The sequence below is a fragment of the Chitinophaga arvensicola genome (assembly GCF_900110835.1).
Taxonomy (GTDB): domain Bacteria; phylum Bacteroidota; class Bacteroidia; order Chitinophagales; family Chitinophagaceae; genus Chitinophaga; species Chitinophaga arvensicola.
Genome location: NZ_FOJG01000001.1, coordinates 748552 through 766698, shown reverse-complemented (window position 1 = coordinate 766698; position 18147 = coordinate 748552). Strand labels below are relative to the sequence as shown.

Sequence of the window (18147 nt, the reverse complement as noted above, 5' to 3'; positions counted from 1 at the left end):
TTAGATACCTTGTGTGCATCACAATATTGTGAGATTACTCAAACTTTTATTCATGAAGAAAGAATTGATTGAAGCGCTGTTCAGACAATTTGAACAGGCTCGCTATGACAACAATGGTATCGAATGCTGGAGCGCCCGGGAATTACAACAAATACTGGGCTACACGCAATGGAGAAATTTTTTGAAAGTTATTGAAAAGGCAAAAGCATCTTGCGAAAACAGCGGAGTGGCGGTTTTAGACCATTTTGCTGATATCAGCAAAATGGTGACGGTAGGCAGTGACGCAACCAGAGAATTACAGGACATCGCCCTCACCCGTTACGCCTGTTACCTCATTGCGCAAAGTGGCGACACCCAAAAAGATCCCATTGCCTTTGCACAAACGTACTTTGCTGTGCAGACGAGAAAGCAGGAGGTAGTTGAAAAAAGATTGTTAGATATTGACCGGCTTAATGCGAGAGACAAATTATCAAAGTCTGAAAAAGTGTTGTCCGGTATTATTTACGAGAGAGGAGTAGATGAAAGCGGATTTGCCCGCATCCGGTCCAAAGGCGATGAAGCGCTTTTTGGCGGTTTTACCACCCGGGATATGAAGAAGAAACTGGTAATACCCGAAAACCGTCCACTGGCCGACTTTCTCCCTACTATTACCATTAAAGCGAAAGACCTGGCTACAGAAATTACCAGCCATAATGTAATAGAAAAAGACCTCTCCGGCGAAACTGCTATTACCGGGGAACATGTGGATAACAATACGGCCGTAAGAAATGTATTACTGGAAAGAGGTGTAAAACCTGAAACCCTGCCTCCGGCAGAAGATCTGGATAAGGTAAAAAGAAGAATAAATAAGGAAGATAAGAATGCCCTGAGTCACGATAACTAATCAAAAATATTACAAAGCCAACCCGTCCGGTCCATTATTATTTCGCCAATCTGGGCATTTTACTACTCACCCCATTCTGTTCCTGCTCCCAAAAAAAGTATGTCCGTTACCGTATTTGATGTATTCTTGCAGGAACTTTTTATCCCCTGTACCCCTAAGGTATGGATTTTGTTGTACCCCGCTGGCAAACGCCCGGTTACACTATCCTGCCGGTAAAGTAAACCATAAGCGTGCTTTTGCGTTTATATTGAGTAATTTACTATTGTAATACATCATAGTGACAGAACCAGCAGAAACCGGAGAAAAACACGGCCGCCCCTGGTGGCGATGGCTTATATGGATTATTGTTGCGGTGCTTCTTTTGCCCGTAATGGCTGTTTTATTATTACAACTGAACGGTGTCCAGAATTATTTGAGAGAACAGGGGGAGATCTACCTGCGAAAAAAACTGCACACCAAAGTGCAGATAGGATACCTGCGCGCCCGGGGCTGGCAATACCTTGAGCTGCGCAATGTATATGTAGCGGACACCTCAAACCAGGCACTCTTCTACACAGGCTCCCTTAAAGTGCATTACAACCTCCTGTCACTTATCAGCAATGAACTAAAGATCGACAAGCTGGAATGGGATACACTGCTGGTAAATGTATACCGCCATCCCGGTGACTCCGCCTTCAATTACCAGTTTGCTGTAGATGCCTTTGTTTCGCCATCTCCCAAACCAGATACACTCGCACCCGCTACCGGCACCACTTTGCAGTTCCGGCTGAAAGATATTTCCCTGCGTAAAGTAAAAGTAAGCTACGCTGACGCTCCCGGAGGTATGACCGCCGTACTTACCTGGGACAGCCTCCATGTTGATCCGGATGACCTGCTGATTGATGATGGCATCTACGCTTTCAGAGGCATCACACTGGATGGTCTTAAAGGATTTTTCCGGCAGCAGTATATTGCTCCCGCTGTCACCAGTGCTGCGCCACCGCCACCTCCGGCAGATACAAACAGCTCATCGTTACACCTGCTGCTGAAGAAATTACAGATCAATAACAGCCACTTCGAATATGCAGATGAAGGCTCCGGTATCAGCACCACCTGGAAAATAGGCGGCCTGCTGCTCCGCAACAGCAGCCTGGACCAGGATTCTACCCGTATCCAGGTGGGCGACCTTACCATCAGCAATACCACCGGACTGGTATTAATGGTAAATGGAAAAGATTCCATTCCCACTGCCCCCAAAGACACCACACCAAATACCTGGCAGGTATTTGCCAATACCGTAAACCTGGATAAACTCGCTTTACGCTACGATAATGGGGGACCAGCACCCAAAGCTGCAGGACCAGATCCCGACTATAATCACCTTATGCTGAACCGCTTTTCCAGTAAGATCAGCAACATCCGGTATAAACCAGATAGCATCATGGTGGGCATAAAATCTTTAACTGCACAGGATAAATCAGGCTTCACCATCCGTAAAGCCAATATGGACGTGCTGTTTACCCCATACACCCTGGCCCTGCGCAATTTCCTGCTGCAAACCAATAAAAGCATATTACGTAAACAGATCATCGTCACTGTGCCATCCTGGTCAGGTATTTCAGACCACCTCGATCAGCTCGGCCTGGATGCTAACCTCGACTCTGTACACGTAACCCTGGCGGAATGGCTGCCATTTGTTCCTGATGCACGCAAAAACAAATCATTTGCGCCATTGTGGAATAAAGAACTAACGCTGGCGGCTATATTAAAAGGGAACCTGGCAGAACTGAATATCAAACAGCTCTACGTCAATGATCATCAAGGCAACCTGATTAAAACAGACAATGGCCAGGTGTTTCATGCTACAGATCCGGACCGTCTAAGCGCCAATCTGCCTGACATTTTTATACAATCAGGGAATAAACCCCTGCGCGCCTGGCTGCCTGCGGGTACCCTGCCGGATACGCCGCGCCTGCCGGAAAACATGCAGATTACCGGTATGTTTAAAGGTGGCATGAAAGATCTCGTTACCCAGTTACAACTGAAAAGTGAATCTGCCAGCGCTAACATCAATGCAAAACTTGTTAACATAACAGACAGCATCCGCAGTAGTTATACGGTTAGCATTCCCTATTTCCGGGTTAATCCCGGCGTTATGCTTTATGACACCACCTATGGCTGGATGTCCGGAAAGCTGAGCGCTACCGGTCAGGGATACACGCTAAAACAAATGGTTGCCAAAGCCGCTATCCAACTGGACGAGGCTACCTATAACGCTTATACGTATCATGATGTAAGCGTTAACGCCGGTATCAATAAAGGCAACTTTGAAGCACAGGGAGAAAGCGCCGACAGTAACATCACGGCTACTTTCGACATCAGCGGTCAATTGATAGATACTACCGTACAGGGGCTGAAAGTAAACATGGAGTTGGCAAAGGCCGATCTGTATGCCACACATTGGTATACTGAACCACTTATGTTAAAAGGTAACCTCAATGCTGATTTCAATAGCATTGAACCTCAGCGCATAGAAGGAAATGCCTTTTTAACCAACTGGCAGATTGCTACCAAAGAACAGGTATTCCCACTGGACAGCATTTCCCTAACCGCCCAATACTCCGATCAGCAATATATTACACTGAAAAGTCCGTTTGGCCTGATCAATGCCAACGGGCATATCGATTATACCAAAGTAGGCACCGCCTTCGCCAATGTGATCAACAAGCCATTGATGCCCGCCGATTCCGGCCGCATCGTAAATGTGCCTGGTGGTCAGCTGCTGCAGTGGACCGCCTCTCTGCAATGGCCTAAAAACCTGCAGCCCCTGTTACCGGCCCTCCGCATGGAAGTACCGCTGGAAATGACCGGTCGCCTCAATAGCGACAGCAGCCTCCTGGTATTGAATGCCGCCGTTCCGAAAATCAATTACGATTCCATTCAGATCGATAGTCTCCGGATGTATACCTATATCCAGGACACTTCCATGAAAGCTCGTTTTTCTATCGCTCATATGGCACATCCATCTTTCCCATTATATCATACTTATCTGAAAGCGGATGCCAATACCGGCGTGGTAGACTTCGACCTCGTTCTGGATGATATCAAACGCCAACCTAAATATAAGCTGGGCGGGATCTTCACTTTCCTGAAAGAGAACGCAATGCAGCTGTCTCTGAAACCCGGACTGATGCTGAACAAGCAGGAATGGACAGTAGCTGACAATAATATCCTCCGGATAAAAAATGGTGCACCGGATACGGCAAACATCAAATTGTCGCAAGGCGATCAATCCATCCAGATTTCCACACAATCAGATACCAGCTCTGTTCCGGCACTGCAAGCCAATATTGCTAATTTCAAATTGTCTACCATTACCGGATTACTGGCCACTGATACTTTACTCGCAAATGGTATCCTGAATGCAGAAGCTACTGTGCGTAACTGGAACCAATCACCGCTGATCCATGCCAAGCTTAAGGTGGACAGCCTAACAGTGAAGAATACACGCATGGGAACACTGGACGCCAATGTGGAAAACAGTGGGCCCGGACAATATAAACTCGTAGCAGGTTTAAACGGAAATGATAATGATATTAAGGTAGATGCCACTTACGACAGTACCATTAATGCGCAGGTAGATATCAACAACATCAGCATGGCATCGCTGGAGCCGTTTACCGCAGGTAGTGTTACAAAAATGTCGGGTAGTGCCAACGGCCAGTTCAACATCACCGGTACACCATCTGCCCCCAAAGTACTGGGCGGCCTGCATTTCAATAATGCCACCGGAATGGTTACCATGATAGGCAGCACCTTCCATTTACCTGATGAAGATATTGTGATCGATGAAAATGGTATCCTGTTAAATAACCTCGTAGTAGCAGACAGCGCCAACAACGAACTGGTGGTAGATGGCCGCATCAACACAAAAGATTTTACAAAGTATAATTTCAACCTCAACGTAACCGCTGATAATTTTATGGCTTTAGGCAGCCAGCAAAATCCGGATCAATGGATCTATGGCCCTGCCTATATCGACAGTAAAGTGAAAGTACGCGGTACACTGGATCTTCCGAGAATTGATGCCATCGTGAAGCTGCGGGATAAATCCAGCGTTACGATGACGTTGCCACAAGATGAACCCGGTATCGCCAACAGGGAAGGAGTGATCGAGTTTGTGGATAAATCTAATCCTATAGATTCCGCGCTGCTGGCGCGTCAAGACAGCCTGAAATATCAGACTACCCGGTTAAAGGGGATGTTTTTATCTGGCAACCTCGATATTACGCCAGAATCAGTGCTCAAAATTATCATCGATTCACAAAACGGCGACTATGTACAGGCGAAAGGTACCGCCAGTATCAACGCTACGCTGGACCCAAGCAGTAAACTGAGTCTTACCGGCCGCTATGAAATTTCGGAAGGTAAATATGAAATGTCGCTGAACCAGCTGATCAAACGTTCCTTTGATATTGAAAAGGGTAGCTTCATTTCCTTTAATGGAGATGCTACCAGCGCTGATCTGGACATCACCGCCAAGTACACCGTAAATGCACCTGCATACGACCTTGTGGCCGATCAGCTGCAAAGTATGTCTGCTGAACAACGGAACACTTATAAACAGCGTATGCCTTTCCTGGTATACCTGATGATCAAAGGCAGTCTGCTGAAACCCGATATCAGCTTCCGCCTCGATCTCGCAGAAAAAGACCGGAATACCCTGAATGGTACCCCATACAACAGGTTGAAACAGATTAACCAGGTACCGTCTGAGCTGAATAAGCAGGTGATGGGACTGCTGGTACTGAATGCCTTCATCCCGGATGATCCGATGAGTACCCTCGATGGTGGATCCGGCGGTGGAGTAGGACAGGCAGCGAAAAACAGTGTGAGTAAGATCCTGTCGCAGCAATTGAATAATATGGCCGGCAACCTGATCAAGGGAATCGACCTCAACTTCGACCTGCAAAACCAGGAAGATTATTCCAGCGGTACTGCCCAGGAATCCACCAACCTGAAAGTGGGTGCGTCCAAGCAACTGTTCAATGATCGTTTAACCGTTTCCGTAGGTTCCAATATTATGCTCCAGGGAAGTCAGCAGAATGCCAGCTCCCTGATAGGCGATATTTCTGTAGAATATAAACTGACCAGGGATGGACGTTACCGTATCAGGGTATACCAGCGCAATGATAGCCAGACGGTCATTGAAGGGCAGGTGGTAGAAACAGGCGTTGCGTTTGCGCTCATCATGGATTACGACGAATTCCGCGAAATCCTGCAAAGGTCTAAATCCGACACGAAAAAACAGAAACTGCGCGACAGCAAAAAAAATAAAAAAGACGATAAAAATACGACAACGCCTGATGCGAAAAGTAAATAGCCATATCATCCTGTTTTGCCTGGTATTCCTGGTGCTCAGCTCCTGTAGTACCACCCGCACCGTGCCTGAGGGTGACCGGCTATATACTGGTAGTGAGGTAAAGTGGGTAACAGATACCGTAGCCAAAAAGAAACCAAAAGATTACAGTACCCTCGTAGACGGTATGAACAAAAGAATCCGGCCTAACAGGAATCGTAAATTCCTGGGGATGCCCATAAAACTCTGGCTGTATAATTTAGGTAATGAACCCAAAGGAAAAGGACTTAATTATCTGCTACGCAAGAAATGGGGAGAACCGCCTGTTTTACTCAGTCAGGCTAAACCAGAATATACCTCCAAAGTGTTGGAAGAATACCTGGCAGATAATGGTTATTTCCAGGCAGACCTGGTTTCCGAAGTAAAGAATTCCGGTAAGAAAAAAGCGTCTATCCAATATACTGCTACACCAAATCACAGGTACACCATTAAAAGCGTTACCTATCTGACAGACAGCAGCGCCATTGGCAAAACAGTTACCTACACCAAAGAAGAAAGCTCCCTGATTGTAGGCGCCAATTACTCCCTTGATTCTATCAAGGCCGAACGGGAACGCATACACGCCGCATTAAAGGAACAGGGTTATTACTATTTCACACCGGATTATTTAATTGTACAGGTAGACAGTACCAACCGGGGAACAGTAGACCTGTTTGTAAAAATAAAGGATAATACACCGCTGCTGGCACTGCGCCCATACAGAATGCACGATATCAGCCTGTTCCCGGACTATTCGCTCGACAACGATTCGGCGTCTACGCTGGGAACTCCTGTCAGATACAAAGGCATTTATATTGTGGATTCCGCCAGGCGCTTTAAATCGTCTGCATTCGACCGCTCCGTATTTTTGCGCCCCGATAGTTTATACCGCCTGAGTTCTCATAATATCACTCTACAAAGGCTGATCAACCTCGGTGTATTCAAGTTTGTAAAAGGACAGTTTTCACCAGTAAGAGATACTTCCATTCACCGCATTGTGGGAGGTAGTCCTAATGCCACCGGTCCCGGCGGACAGGGCAGAAGAGATAGAGACAGCTCCGGCAGGAAAGACTCTACTAATAGAACCGCCGGTAGAAGAGATGCTACCTATTCCCGCGATACCACACTTGCCAGTAACTACCGCGCAATGGTGAATAACCGTGTGTCGCTCGATAGTGGCTGGCTCGACGCCAAGTTTTACCTGACTCCCTATAAACGCCGTTCCCTGCAGGCGGAATTACGTGGTACCTCTAAATCAAATGGTTTTATTGGATCACAGATAAGTCTGACCGCCAAAAACCGCAACTGGCTGCACTCTGCGGCATTGCTGGAAATCGGTTTAACCGGAGGTATGGAGTGGCAAACCGGTAATAAAAGCGCCGGAGGTTCTAATTCCTATGGGTTAGGCGGACAGGTGGCGGTTACTTTTCCCCGCTTCCTGACACCATTCAGGGGACTCAATATCCGAACGCCTTATGTTCCTAAAACAAGGATCAGTGCCGGATATGAACTATATAGCCGCGCCGATCTTTATAACCTGAATGCATATACGTTACAATTACAGTATCTCTGGCAGCGGACACAATACCTGAGTCATATTTTTTCACCTGTTGCTTTAACGTATGTGTTGCCTACTAAAACGACACCTGCGTACGACAGCATCCTGGTGAATGATCCAAGTCAGCGGAATGCCATTGAAAAGCAATTCATCCTGGGTGGAAATTATACGATCACCTACAATAACCAGCAGGCCAATCGTATTCATAGCTTCTACCTGAGCGGCAATGTGGATATCTCCGGTAACCTGGCTGGATTGGTAGTTCCAAAGAACGATACCGGTCAGAAAACAATTCTTGGTAACTCATTTGCACAATACGGACGATTTACCGCAGAAGCGCGGCATTACTGGCAACTGGGTAAAGGCAAACAGTGGATAAACCGCCTGCTGCTTGGGTATGGCTTGCCCTACGGCAATTCATCCACGCTGCCATTTGTAAAACAGTATTTCACCGGTGGTAGCAGTAGTATCAGGGCGTTCCGCGCACGTACACTGGGACCGGGATCTTACCATAACCCCAAGGTGGATAGCTCGGTGTTACTGGCCAATGAAGCGGGTGATATCAAGCTGGAGTTTAACTCGGAAGTGAGGATACATGTGGCCAGCGTGTTCAATGTGGCAGCGTTTGTGGATGCAGGCAATATCTGGCTGCAAAAAGATGTGCCGGATAAACCGGGCAGCAAATTCACTTCCAGCTTCTATAAAGATATTGCCGTAGGTGGTGGTATCGGTTTACGTGTTGATGCTTCTATTGTGGTGGTACGCCTCGATCTGGCCATGCCGTTCCGGGTGCCCTATCTGCCGGAAAAAGAGCGCTGGGTATTTAATAAAATAAATTTCAGCGATCCCGAATGGCGAAAAAAGAATCTCGTATTAAATATTGCAATCGGCTATCCGTTTTAATATTACGGGGAGATGTGGCTAATCACATCTCCCCGTAAACTTCATTTTATAACACATCTTTCAGGTGTTTGTAATTCGATTTTACTGCATCAAACACATCTTCATACCTGCCTCCTAAAATCAGTTTACCCATCCAGAGCGCAAATCCTTTCATCTGGGCAAATTCCACTTTTGGTGGCATCGCCAGCGATTCAGGATTGGTAAAGATGTTCACCAGCACCGGGCCTTCTGTTTTATTCGCCTGCAATAACGTAGCTTCTACCTCTTCCGGCTTACGGATCGTGAAAGCGGTAAAACCCATGGCAACAGCCACTGCTGCAAAATCTGGATTTTCCATATTCGTTTGCCAGTCGGGTAAACCGGCAACTTCCATTTCAAGCTTCACCATACCAAGAGCACGGTTATTAAACACAATTACTTTTACCGGAAGATGATATTGCTTAATGGTCATCAGATCCCCCAATAACATCGTCAATCCACCATCTCCGCATAGTGCATATACTTCCCGGCCGGGTTGGGCCAGCGCAGCACCTATGGCCTGCGGCATGGCATTGGCCATCGATCCATGATTAAAAGATCCAAGTAAAGTACGTTTGCCGGTACCTTCCAGGTAGCGGGCTGTCCACACATTCGTCATGCCGGTATCCACCGTGAAAATGGCGTTGTCTGCTGCTATTTTATTGAGGGTAGATGCTACAAACTCCGGACTGATGGCGTTTTCCTTACCAGTATCTTCCACATAGGTCTGCATTTTCTTTTGCACCTCCTTGTAAAACGCCACCATAGAATCCAGGAAATCACGGTCTTTATGTTCTTTCAGTAATGGTAACAATGCCTTCAGGGTATCCTGCACATCGCCGCAAAGTCCCATTTCCAGGGAGGCTCTCCGGCCCAACCGTTCCGGCTGAATATCTATCTGGATAATTTTCGCTTTTTCAGGGATAAAGGGCGTGTAAGGAAAATCCGTTCCCAGTAGTAATAACACCTCTGCTTCATGCATACTTTTATAAGCGGATGCCAGGCCAAGCAGTCCGGTCATGCCCACTTCATTGGGGTTGTTATATTGGATGCCCATCTTAGCCCTAAATGTGTAGGCAATAGGTGCTTTTAATAATTCCGATAGCGCCACTACTTCATCATGCGCCTCCACTGCACCTAGTCCACAGTAGATAGCTACTTTTTTGCCTCCGTTCAATAACGCAGCCAGTTCAGCCAATTCGGCCGGCGATGGGCATATTACGGGGTTGGGGTGATATAACCTGGTAGCGGTAGGAATATCTTTCGCATCCGACGCCGCTACATCGCCCGGTAGCCCGAGTACCGCCACTCCATGTTTATGGACGGCGTGCTGCAACGCAGCCTGCAACATGCGGGGCGCCTGTTCTGCAGTGGCAGCCACCTGGTTATAATGACTACAATCGTCGAATAATTTGATGGTATTGGTTTCCTGGAAATAATCGCTTCCGAATTCATTGGTAGCACAGGTAGAGGCGATGGCCAGCAAAGACGCGCCTGAACGATGCGCATCATATAAGCCATTGATCAGGTGTACGTGTCCGGGGCCGCTGCTCCCGGCACAACACGCCAGTCCGTTTAGTTGCGCCTCGGCGCCTGCAGCATACGCACCAACTTCTTCATGTCTTACGTGAATCCATTGTATCCTTCCATCGCGGCGCACCGCATCATTGATGTGATTCAAACTATCGCCGGTTACAGCATAAATACGTTTAATACCGGCAAGTACCAGCATTTCCACTAATTGATCCGCTACAAGTTTTGCCATAAATAAATTATTTGGTGTGAGTGCCTGATAAAAACAGTTGATGTATTACATTGTTCATTGACAGCGCCATTCATCAATTACCTGTAACAGCTCTAAAAAGCATCAGAAAATTGCCTTATTTTTAGGTCATTCTAAATCGCTATCCGCCATGAGTATCCCTGCACCCTTACAATGCAACCGGGTATTGCTGTTCATTATCGTGGTAATGACAGTTGCCACTTCCTGTAGCCGGAAAATTACCGAATCCGGAAAAGCCTCCTATTACGCCAACTCTTTCGACGGAAAACGTACCGCCAGTGGCGAAACCTTCCACCAGCGAAGCCTTACAGCAGCGCATAAAACTTTACCATTTGGAACACGTGTTACTGTTACCAATATTGCCAATGGAAAAAGTGTGAAGGTGCGTATCAACGACAGGGGACCTTTTGTAGCCGGACGAATCATCGATCTGTCCAGTAAAGCTGCTTCCAAAATAGGTATGCTGAATACCGGCGTCGCCAATGTAGAAGTGAAATACAAAAAGAAGAAAAAGAAATAATAAAACAGGAGTGAGGTTACTCACTCCTGTAATAATTTTTATCCCAATTGGTGTACACCACCTTTCCTTTCATTGGCGCGTTGATAATGCCTGCCTTCTGCAATCTCTTCGATCATCTTCTTACAAAAAGCCGGCAAATCTTTAGGAGTACGACTGGTAACCAATCCTTTATCGGTCACCACTTCTTCATCTGACCATAAGGCGCCTGCGTTTTCAAGATCAGTTTTTAATGATGGGTAAGAGGTCACTTTACGACCATCGAGTTCACCCGTTTCAATCAGTGTCCAGGGACCATGACAAATAGCCGCGATAGGTTTGTCGTCGTCGAAGAAACCGGTAACGAAAGCAATTACACGATCGTTTGTTCTCAGGTGGTCCGGATTCATCACACCGCCAGGTAAAACAAGCGCGTCATAATCGGAAGCCACAACATCCAGGATATTCTTATCTACCGGATAATCTTTCCCCCAGTCTTTCTCCGCCCAGGCCCGCACCGTCTTTTCTTCCGGCGATATAATATCCACGGTTGCACCTGCATTTTTCAAGGCTTCCAATGGTTGGGTAAGTTCCACTTCTTCAAATCCATTTGCTACTACAATAGCTACTTTTTTATCTTTTAACTGGTTTTCCATAAAATGTAGTTTTTGTTGTTTTGGAATAGTATGCCTCCGGCAGATCAATACCTCGGCAATACCCTCTCTGCCACAAAAACGGTTCCTTTTGCAGGTATTTGCGCGCACGTTGCTTTTCAAAAGATCAGCACGTTTGGAGGCCTGTATAATTATATGCACATACCGTTGCACTCACCGGATGAAGACGTATTCTCATTGGTTTGTAATTTTTTCCCGGCAGAATTGCATTTGGGGGCAGATGCTGCTTTATTTGTTAACATACAAATCAGGAACAATGAACAAGAAAACACTCCTTTCAGCATTGCTGGCTATTTGCTTTGCTGCTGACCAGGCCTTTGCGCAGGCCCCTGCGGTAGAGCTTCCCGGCTTTGCTGCCTATGCTGATCCGGTAGAAGAAAATGTTGAGATCAGCGAATCCAATGGTGTAATACATTGGACCGGTAACAGCAATACCGTTAATTTCTATTTTCATGTAGCCAATCCCGGCACTCTTAAAATTGCACTCCTCGCAAAAGCAGATGCAGAAAGCAAAGTAAAAGTAGCTATAAACGGAATAGATAAAATAGTTATCATTCCAAACAATAATGATTTTGCAAACATCCCGGTTTTACAAACAACGATTAAAAAAGCGGGCTTCTATTATGTGTCATTGAAGGGAGTAGAGAAAAAAGGAAATGTATATGCCGATGTGAAAGCAGTAAGCCTTTCCGGCACTGCTGTTAAAGATATACAGTATAACGCCAAACCATGGCGCCGTGCGGCTTCCGTGCATTTAAACTATCCGGTGCCGGAAGGTAAAAATGTAGAATGGTTCTATGGAGAAATTAAAGTACCGGAGGGAGAAGATAAACTTGGTACTTACTTTATGTCATGCGGATTTCATAGAGGATATTTCGGGATGCAGGTAAATTCTCCCACCGAAAGAAGAATCATTTTTTCAGTATGGGATGCGGGTGGAGAACCCGAAGAGCGTAGCAAAGTTAAATACGAAGATCAGGTAGTCATGCTCGCCAAAGGCGATAGTGTAGATGCCAGTGGATTTGGTGGTGAAGGCACCGGTGGCCACAGTCATTGGGTATACAACTGGAAAGCCGGCAATACCTATCGTTTCCTGATGCACAGTGTACCTACCGGCAACACCACTACCTATACCGCTTATTTCTATGTCCCCGAACACAAGGAGTGGAAGCTGATTGCCAGCTTCAGAGCGCCTAAAGATGGCAAGTATATGGGACATCTTTACTCCTTCCTGGAGAATTTTTCTTTTGAAAATGGTCACCTCGGACGTAAAGGCTATTTCGGTAATCACTGGATAAAAACTAATACTGGCGAATGGATAGAGCTGACCAAAGCAAAGTTCTCCAATGATGCTACTGCGAAGGCAAAAGACAGACTCGATTACGGTGGCGGCGCTGAAAACGGTTGGTTTTATCTTTGGAACAGTGGGTTTAAGCCCGCTAACGCGCAATACGGAGATCAGTTTGAACGTCCGGCAACGGGTACTCCTCCGGTGATTGAATTGCCGAAGTTCTAATTGCCTGTTTTCAGAAAGCAACTTGTTGTGATCATTCACTACTGCTGGCTACTGACTTTGAAGTCGCTGTCACTTTATGTTCCCAAAGAACCGAATGCACTAACAGTACCCACATCTTCAAATGCTCTGGTGGATTAATGAAACCACTTCTTTTTCGCAGAGCGTTCAAGAAATATACACAATCCTTGTCGCCCGGCCGTCTACACGGTCGGGCGATTATTTTTATCTACATAAATAAAATTAGCAACTGCTGGAAATATTATAGTCTATATACCCCATAGGACAGATATTACGCATTTATTTTTCACTACGCACGACAAATTTCTGGTCCCGGCGGGGCAAAAAACTCCTTTTCAAACCGGCACAATTATTAAGCGTAGTGGCTATTCCCCTCACTATTAAGCGATTTTTACTTTAAATTCGGTATTCAATGATGATAACATCCATTACATATGGCTTTCAAAAATAAATTGCCTATTCCCGACGTCGTACAGGTGCTGAATCCGTTTAAGGTGAAGAAGCAACGCATCATGAACTTCAATCCGGCAGAAGGAGTTACCACCCGAAAACCGGCCACCGATACGAGGATCACCGTTTTTGATTATAACGTCAATCTTTGTGCAGAGTTAGTACTCAACAAAGTAGAGGATACTTTTAAATATGCAGAATCATCTCAACTGAGCTGGATTAATATAGATGGCCTCAGAAAAGAGGAAGTGCATGCGGTATGTGAGCAATTCCTGATTCATTCATTGCTGGAAGAAGATATTCTCAGTGTTGGACAACGCGCCAAAATGGATGAAATCAATGACCGGATGTTCTGTTTGCTTCCCATGATCTATTTCAATAGCGAAACATCTTCGATAGACCAGGAGCAGGTAAGCATCGTATTAGGAAAAAATTTCGTGATTTCTTTCCAGGAAGATCCGGCCAGGGATGTATTTGACCCGGTGCGGACAAAGCTTTTGCTGAAAGGCTCCCGGATCCGCAATGGAGGAGCGGATTATCTGTGTTATTCCCTGCTGGATGTCATTGTTGATAACTACTTCATCGTAATGGATAAGTTAGGAGAGCGGATTGAAATGATGGAAGACCTGGTGCAGCATCAACCCAATACACGTACATTGGCGCGCATCAACTATTTGCGGCGTCAGGTATTTTTATTTAAGCGGGCTATTGCGCCGGTAAGGGAATTGGTAAATGGATTCCTGAAAAGCGAGAGTGATTTACTGGATGATAAAGTAACAAAGTATTATAAAGATGTTTACGACCATATCATTCAATGTAACGATCTGGCAGATAACTACCGCGACATGGTGTTGAACCTACAGGAAATGTATCATACACAGCTCAACCTGAAAATGAATGAAATCATGAAAGTGTTGGCGGTGGTAACTACTTTGATGGCGCCGCCAACACTACTCGCTGGTATCTATGGAATGAATTTTCAACATATGCCTGAATTGGCTTCCAGGAATGGATACTATTATACCCTGGGGGGAATGGGCATATTATTAATATTGATGATTATGATATTCAGAAAGAGGGGCTGGTTTTAGCCCTTCTTCTTATATACCGGTACGGTGGAACAAGGTTCGCCATACATAATACTTTTTACGATCGGACGCAGCAGGCGAGTAATTTCAGCATAGGCAATTTCTCCTACACGTTTATCCCCACAACCTTTAATAACAATCCGTTTATCGGTGAAAGCAGCCAGGTCAATCTGGCCAAGATTTTTCAGATACAACGTATTGTGAATAAAATCGGCGTCTCCGAAAGCTGCATAGGCAGCCACCGGTTCCAGGTTAGTCATCACTAACATATAAGCCCATAAAGGAATCACTGCATCAACAGAGCATATTAAACCCACGTTTTTTCCACGGTATTGTTCCCAGTCGTGTGACTGCAGAGATGCTCTGAAATCCTTTTCCTTGAGGATCTGGCCCATAAACAGGTGGTCTTTCATATCAAAGACAACAATATCTCCTTCCGGGTAAAACTGCTCTAAATCGATGGTTTCCAATCCACTCTGCGCTACTTTATTTATTATTTCGTCCATATTGTCCTTATTTAAGGATACAAATTTACGAATATCGGGGCAGGAATGTGAATAACCGGGAGAAGGACTAAAAACGGGAAAGGGAAGCATTGCTGCTTCCCTTTCCTCTTATGTCAGTAAAAAATGTAGCGGTTTAGAAGAATTTACCACGGGTATCTTTCACATCGCTTTTCTTTTTCAGCACTTCAAACAGTTGTTGATCCAGCATGGATTTAACACCCTGTTCGTAAGCAGCCTGCTGAGAAGCAATATCCTGAGCTGGTTGAGCAGATGGCTGGAAGCTATCTACCTTGATTACGTATACGCCTCCGTTACCTTCAATTGGTGCAGAAACAGCGTTAGTACCCCATTTTTTGTTGAAAGAAGCACCAGCAACGCGTGGTTCAAAACCAAGAGAAGCGATAAACGGTGTAGCAAATGAAACACCTTCTGCATTCAGCGTTGGCTGATTAGTAGATTTCGCTGCAGCATCCAGGGAAGCTGGTGTTCCCAGTTTAGCGAAGATCTGTTCTGCTTTCTTATGTTTCTTAACTTCTGCTTCTACCTGTGGTCTTACATCAGCCAGTGGAGCAGTACCTTCTGCACGAACACTGCTTAACACAGCAACCACATATTTATCATCAAATGTAAACACTTTGCTCACATTGCCTTGTTCGGATTCGTAAGCCCAACGTACCAGGTCGCGGGACTGTCCGATACCGGGGATAACGAAATCCATAGGACGAACGTTATCAGCAATTCTTTTGTTCAGTTTTTCTTCCTGTACTGTTTTTTCGAAAGCAGCGGCGGAATTGCTTTTGCCTGCGAAATTGCTGGCAGCGCTAAACGCATTGTTGTTGGTTTCTTTACTGGCTTCAACAGATTTACCGAGGTAAGCTACTTTAATAGCTGGTCCGATATTTTTCTGATCCATAATCTGGATAACATGGTAACCAAACTGGGTTTTTACCACTTTAGTCTGGCCTTTGCCACCTTCGAAAGCGAAGTCCTTGAATTCAGGAACGAACTGGGAAGAAGGAGTCAGATCATATTCACCACCGGTTTGTTTGCTACCTGGATCATCAGAGAACTCACTTACCAGTGCTTTAAAGTCGGCTCCGCCTTTTACAGCGAGTTCCAGGCTATCGGCGCGTTTCTTCGCGATAGAATCAGGTATACCGCCCTGAGGACCTGATGCAATGAGGATGTGACGAACTTTTACGCTATCGGGCATATTCTTACGATCTACCATTTTCGCGAAAACGATCAGGTTGTTATCATAATATGGTCCGAATACGGTTCCAACAGGAAGATTCACGATAGAATCTTTCATTGGAACTTTTGTTTCGTTTTTGGAAATATATCCGTCGTAATATTTAATATCGGAATTACGGTTAATAAAACCGGCAATATCTTTTGTTGTGTCCAGTTCCTGTTTCATGGCCATGATCTGCTGGATCGCAGCAGTAGAATCAGCGGCAGAAGGAATAGCATCGAAAGATACATATTCAATTTTGCGGGACTCTTCTACTTTAAACAGTTGTTTATGGTCCTGGATAAAGCGATTCAGTTCTGCGTCTGTCACCCTAATAGTAGAATCAGCGATAGTAGCATAAGGAACACTCACATAGGAGATAGTAGCTGTCTGGCTGTTATCTGCCTGTTGTTGAGTAGCGAGCCATTTAGGATAATAGATACCTTGTTTAACGAGGGTAACATATTTCTGGCGCTCCTGGTATTTAGCAATGTAGCTTTCCAGCTGGTGCAGACCTTCACGGATCTGTGGGTTGGTGCTGGCCTGTGAAATAGCCTGTTGTAAGGCATTACGGTCAAACTGGCCATCCCGGGTGAATTGTTGAACTACCACCGGGTTAGGGTTTTTACCTTTGATCTGGTCAACTACTTCTGCCTCAGTTACGCTAATACCCAATACTTTATATTGAGCCTGCATAATTTGTTCATTCAGAAATTCATTCCAAACCTGTTCACGGATATATTGACGTGTTTGATCGTCAATATTAGGCATTTGCTGACGCGCGTTGTTTTCTGCGTCCTGAATACGACGTTGATACTCTGCTAAATCGAGATCTTCACCATTTACTTTACCCACGCTGGTATCGCGACGGGATAGAGAACTTTTGCCAAAAAAGGCATCCTGCAACAGGAAACTAACAATAGCCAGGCAAATCACTACAACGATCATGACGGCGTACTTGTCCCTGATTTTCTGAATTACTGACATATATTATATAGTCTACATTTTTAAGGATAGCAAAAATAGAATAAAATAACTGTAACTGCAAAAGAGTATTTTTCGCCCTGAAAACCAATACAGTAAAGGGTTTGCGATGCTTATAACACTTTTGTGGACTATGTAACATTCACAGGTTTTCCACAAGAACGGCCTATTCACAACTTCTTTTTTTTCAAGGAATTAATAATTTCAAACGCTGTCTACAGCTGGTATTTCAATGAAATTAAGTGTCAAAATCTTAAAAAGGGTTATTCACAAGTGTGAAAAAGTGGATTTTCTTAATTCACAAGAAAATGTGAATAAAACAGGTCAAATTCACTCGTGTATGCATTTTGGGCTGTTTTCATTCCCAGCTCCTTTTTTTCCACAAGGCATGTGTAAAAACCCCTGTAAAACGCAAAATAAGGTGGGAAAAGGTGCCTTTACTCACAGGTAAAACTAATTTTGTTATTGTGGTTAAATTTACCCTTAAAAAAGGAAGCGTGGAAATGTGGATAGCAAACGTCTTCTTTTAACATTTTCCTAATACACTGTTGACTAAAAAGATTTTCACTTGTGAGGATATCCACGTATGTGGATGAAAGTAGGAAAATCCAGTATTGGCGCGGAAATAGCATGTTAATTTCATGTGGAAAGTGTAGTAA

Annotated in this window: 10 protein-coding genes; 6 read left to right on the top strand and 4 right to left on the bottom strand. The window is 45.1% G+C overall.

Annotated elements, in window-relative coordinates; all coding sequences use genetic code 11:
* Nucleotides 1–52: 52 nt before the first annotated feature.
* The 3 genes from dinD to tamL all read left to right on the top strand — a co-directional run bounded on the left by dinD (nucleotide 53) and on the right by tamL (nucleotide 8721).
* The gene (dinD, locus tag BMW79_RS03300; RefSeq protein WP_089890513.1) at nucleotides 53–883 is read left to right on the top strand and encodes a DNA damage-inducible protein D; all 831 of its coding nucleotides are present in this window, start codon (nucleotides 53–55) and stop codon (nucleotides 881–883) included.
* Between the two features lie 370 nt (nucleotides 884–1253).
* Entirely contained in the window at nucleotides 1254–6245 is a 4992-nt protein-coding gene (locus BMW79_RS03295; protein WP_143059056.1) for a translocation/assembly module TamB domain-containing protein, read from the top strand.
* On the top strand, nucleotides 6229–8721 hold the full coding sequence (tamL, locus tag BMW79_RS03290) for a translocation and assembly module lipoprotein TamL (RefSeq protein ID WP_089890507.1): 2493 nt from the start codon (nucleotides 6229–6231) through the stop codon (nucleotides 8719–8721). Before BMW79_RS03295 ends, tamL begins: the two co-directional genes overlap by 17 nt.
* A 46-nt stretch (nucleotides 8722–8767) precedes the next feature.
* Here tamL and BMW79_RS03285 read toward each other — a convergent pair whose 3' ends face one another.
* Nucleotides 8768–10504, bottom strand: a complete 1737-nt coding sequence (locus BMW79_RS03285; RefSeq protein ID WP_089890504.1) for a thiamine pyrophosphate-dependent enzyme — start codon at nucleotides 10502–10504, stop codon at nucleotides 8768–8770.
* Nucleotides 10505–10652: 148 nt separating this feature from the next.
* Between BMW79_RS03285 and BMW79_RS03280 the strand changes: the two genes are divergently transcribed.
* Nucleotides 10653–11042 (top strand): septal ring lytic transglycosylase RlpA family protein, encoded by a 390-nt coding sequence (locus BMW79_RS03280; protein WP_245752365.1) that lies wholly within the window; start codon nucleotides 10653–10655, stop codon nucleotides 11040–11042.
* A gap of 38 nt (nucleotides 11043–11080) precedes the next feature.
* On the opposite strand, the gene BMW79_RS03275 is transcribed toward BMW79_RS03280, so the two are convergent.
* On the bottom strand, nucleotides 11081–11674 hold the full coding sequence (locus BMW79_RS03275; protein WP_089890501.1) for a type 1 glutamine amidotransferase domain-containing protein: 594 nt from the start codon (nucleotides 11672–11674) through the stop codon (nucleotides 11081–11083).
* Between the two features lie 274 nt (nucleotides 11675–11948).
* On the opposite strand from BMW79_RS03275, the gene BMW79_RS03270 reads away from it, so the two are divergent.
* Both BMW79_RS03270 and corA read left to right on the top strand, forming a co-directional pair.
* Nucleotides 11949–13208, top strand: coding sequence for a DUF3472 domain-containing protein (locus BMW79_RS03270; protein WP_177192022.1), 1260 nt, complete (start codon nucleotides 11949–11951; stop codon nucleotides 13206–13208).
* 452 nt (nucleotides 13209–13660) lie between these two features.
* Nucleotides 13661–14767: a magnesium/cobalt transporter CorA gene (gene corA / locus BMW79_RS03265; RefSeq protein WP_089890495.1), complete on the top strand. Its 1107-nt coding sequence runs from the start codon at nucleotides 13661–13663 to the stop codon at nucleotides 14765–14767.
* On the opposite strand, the gene BMW79_RS03260 is transcribed toward corA, so the two are convergent.
* A complete protein-coding gene (locus BMW79_RS03260; RefSeq protein WP_089890493.1) occupies nucleotides 14764–15270 on the bottom strand; it encodes a DUF2480 family protein in 507 nt (168 codons plus the stop codon). The genes corA and BMW79_RS03260 overlap by 4 nt on opposite strands.
* 133 nt (nucleotides 15271–15403) lie before the next feature.
* Nucleotides 15404–17491 (bottom strand): peptidylprolyl isomerase, encoded by a 2088-nt coding sequence (locus tag BMW79_RS03255; protein WP_089890490.1) that lies wholly within the window; start codon nucleotides 17489–17491, stop codon nucleotides 15404–15406.
* Nucleotides 17492–18147: the final 656 nt, after the last annotated feature.

Bases quoted from the DNA above. Each gene is read 5' to 3' on its own strand.
- BMW79_RS03275 (WP_089890501.1), bottom strand. From the start codon at position 11,674: ATGGAAAACCAGTTAAAAGATAAAAAAGTAGCTATTGTAGTAGCAAAT.
- tamL (WP_089890507.1), top strand. From the start codon at position 6,229: ATGCGAAAAGTAAATAGCCATATCATCCTGTTTTGCCTGGTATTCCTG.
- BMW79_RS03285 (WP_089890504.1), bottom strand. From the start codon at position 10,504: ATGGCAAAACTTGTAGCGGATCAATTAGTGGAAATGCTGGTACTTGCC.
- BMW79_RS03280 (WP_245752365.1), top strand. From the start codon at position 10,653: ATGAGTATCCCTGCACCCTTACAATGCAACCGGGTATTGCTGTTCATT.
- BMW79_RS03255 (WP_089890490.1), bottom strand. From the start codon at position 17,491: ATGTCAGTAATTCAGAAAATCAGGGACAAGTACGCCGTCATGATCGTT.
- BMW79_RS03295 (WP_143059056.1), top strand. From the start codon at position 1,254: ATGGCTGTTTTATTATTACAACTGAACGGTGTCCAGAATTATTTGAGA.
- BMW79_RS03270 (WP_177192022.1), top strand. From the start codon at position 11,949: ATGAACAAGAAAACACTCCTTTCAGCATTGCTGGCTATTTGCTTTGCT.
- dinD (WP_089890513.1), top strand. From the start codon at position 53: ATGAAGAAAGAATTGATTGAAGCGCTGTTCAGACAATTTGAACAGGCT.
- BMW79_RS03260 (WP_089890493.1), bottom strand. From the start codon at position 15,270: ATGGACGAAATAATAAATAAAGTAGCGCAGAGTGGATTGGAAACCATC.
- corA (WP_089890495.1), top strand. From the start codon at position 13,661: ATGGCTTTCAAAAATAAATTGCCTATTCCCGACGTCGTACAGGTGCTG.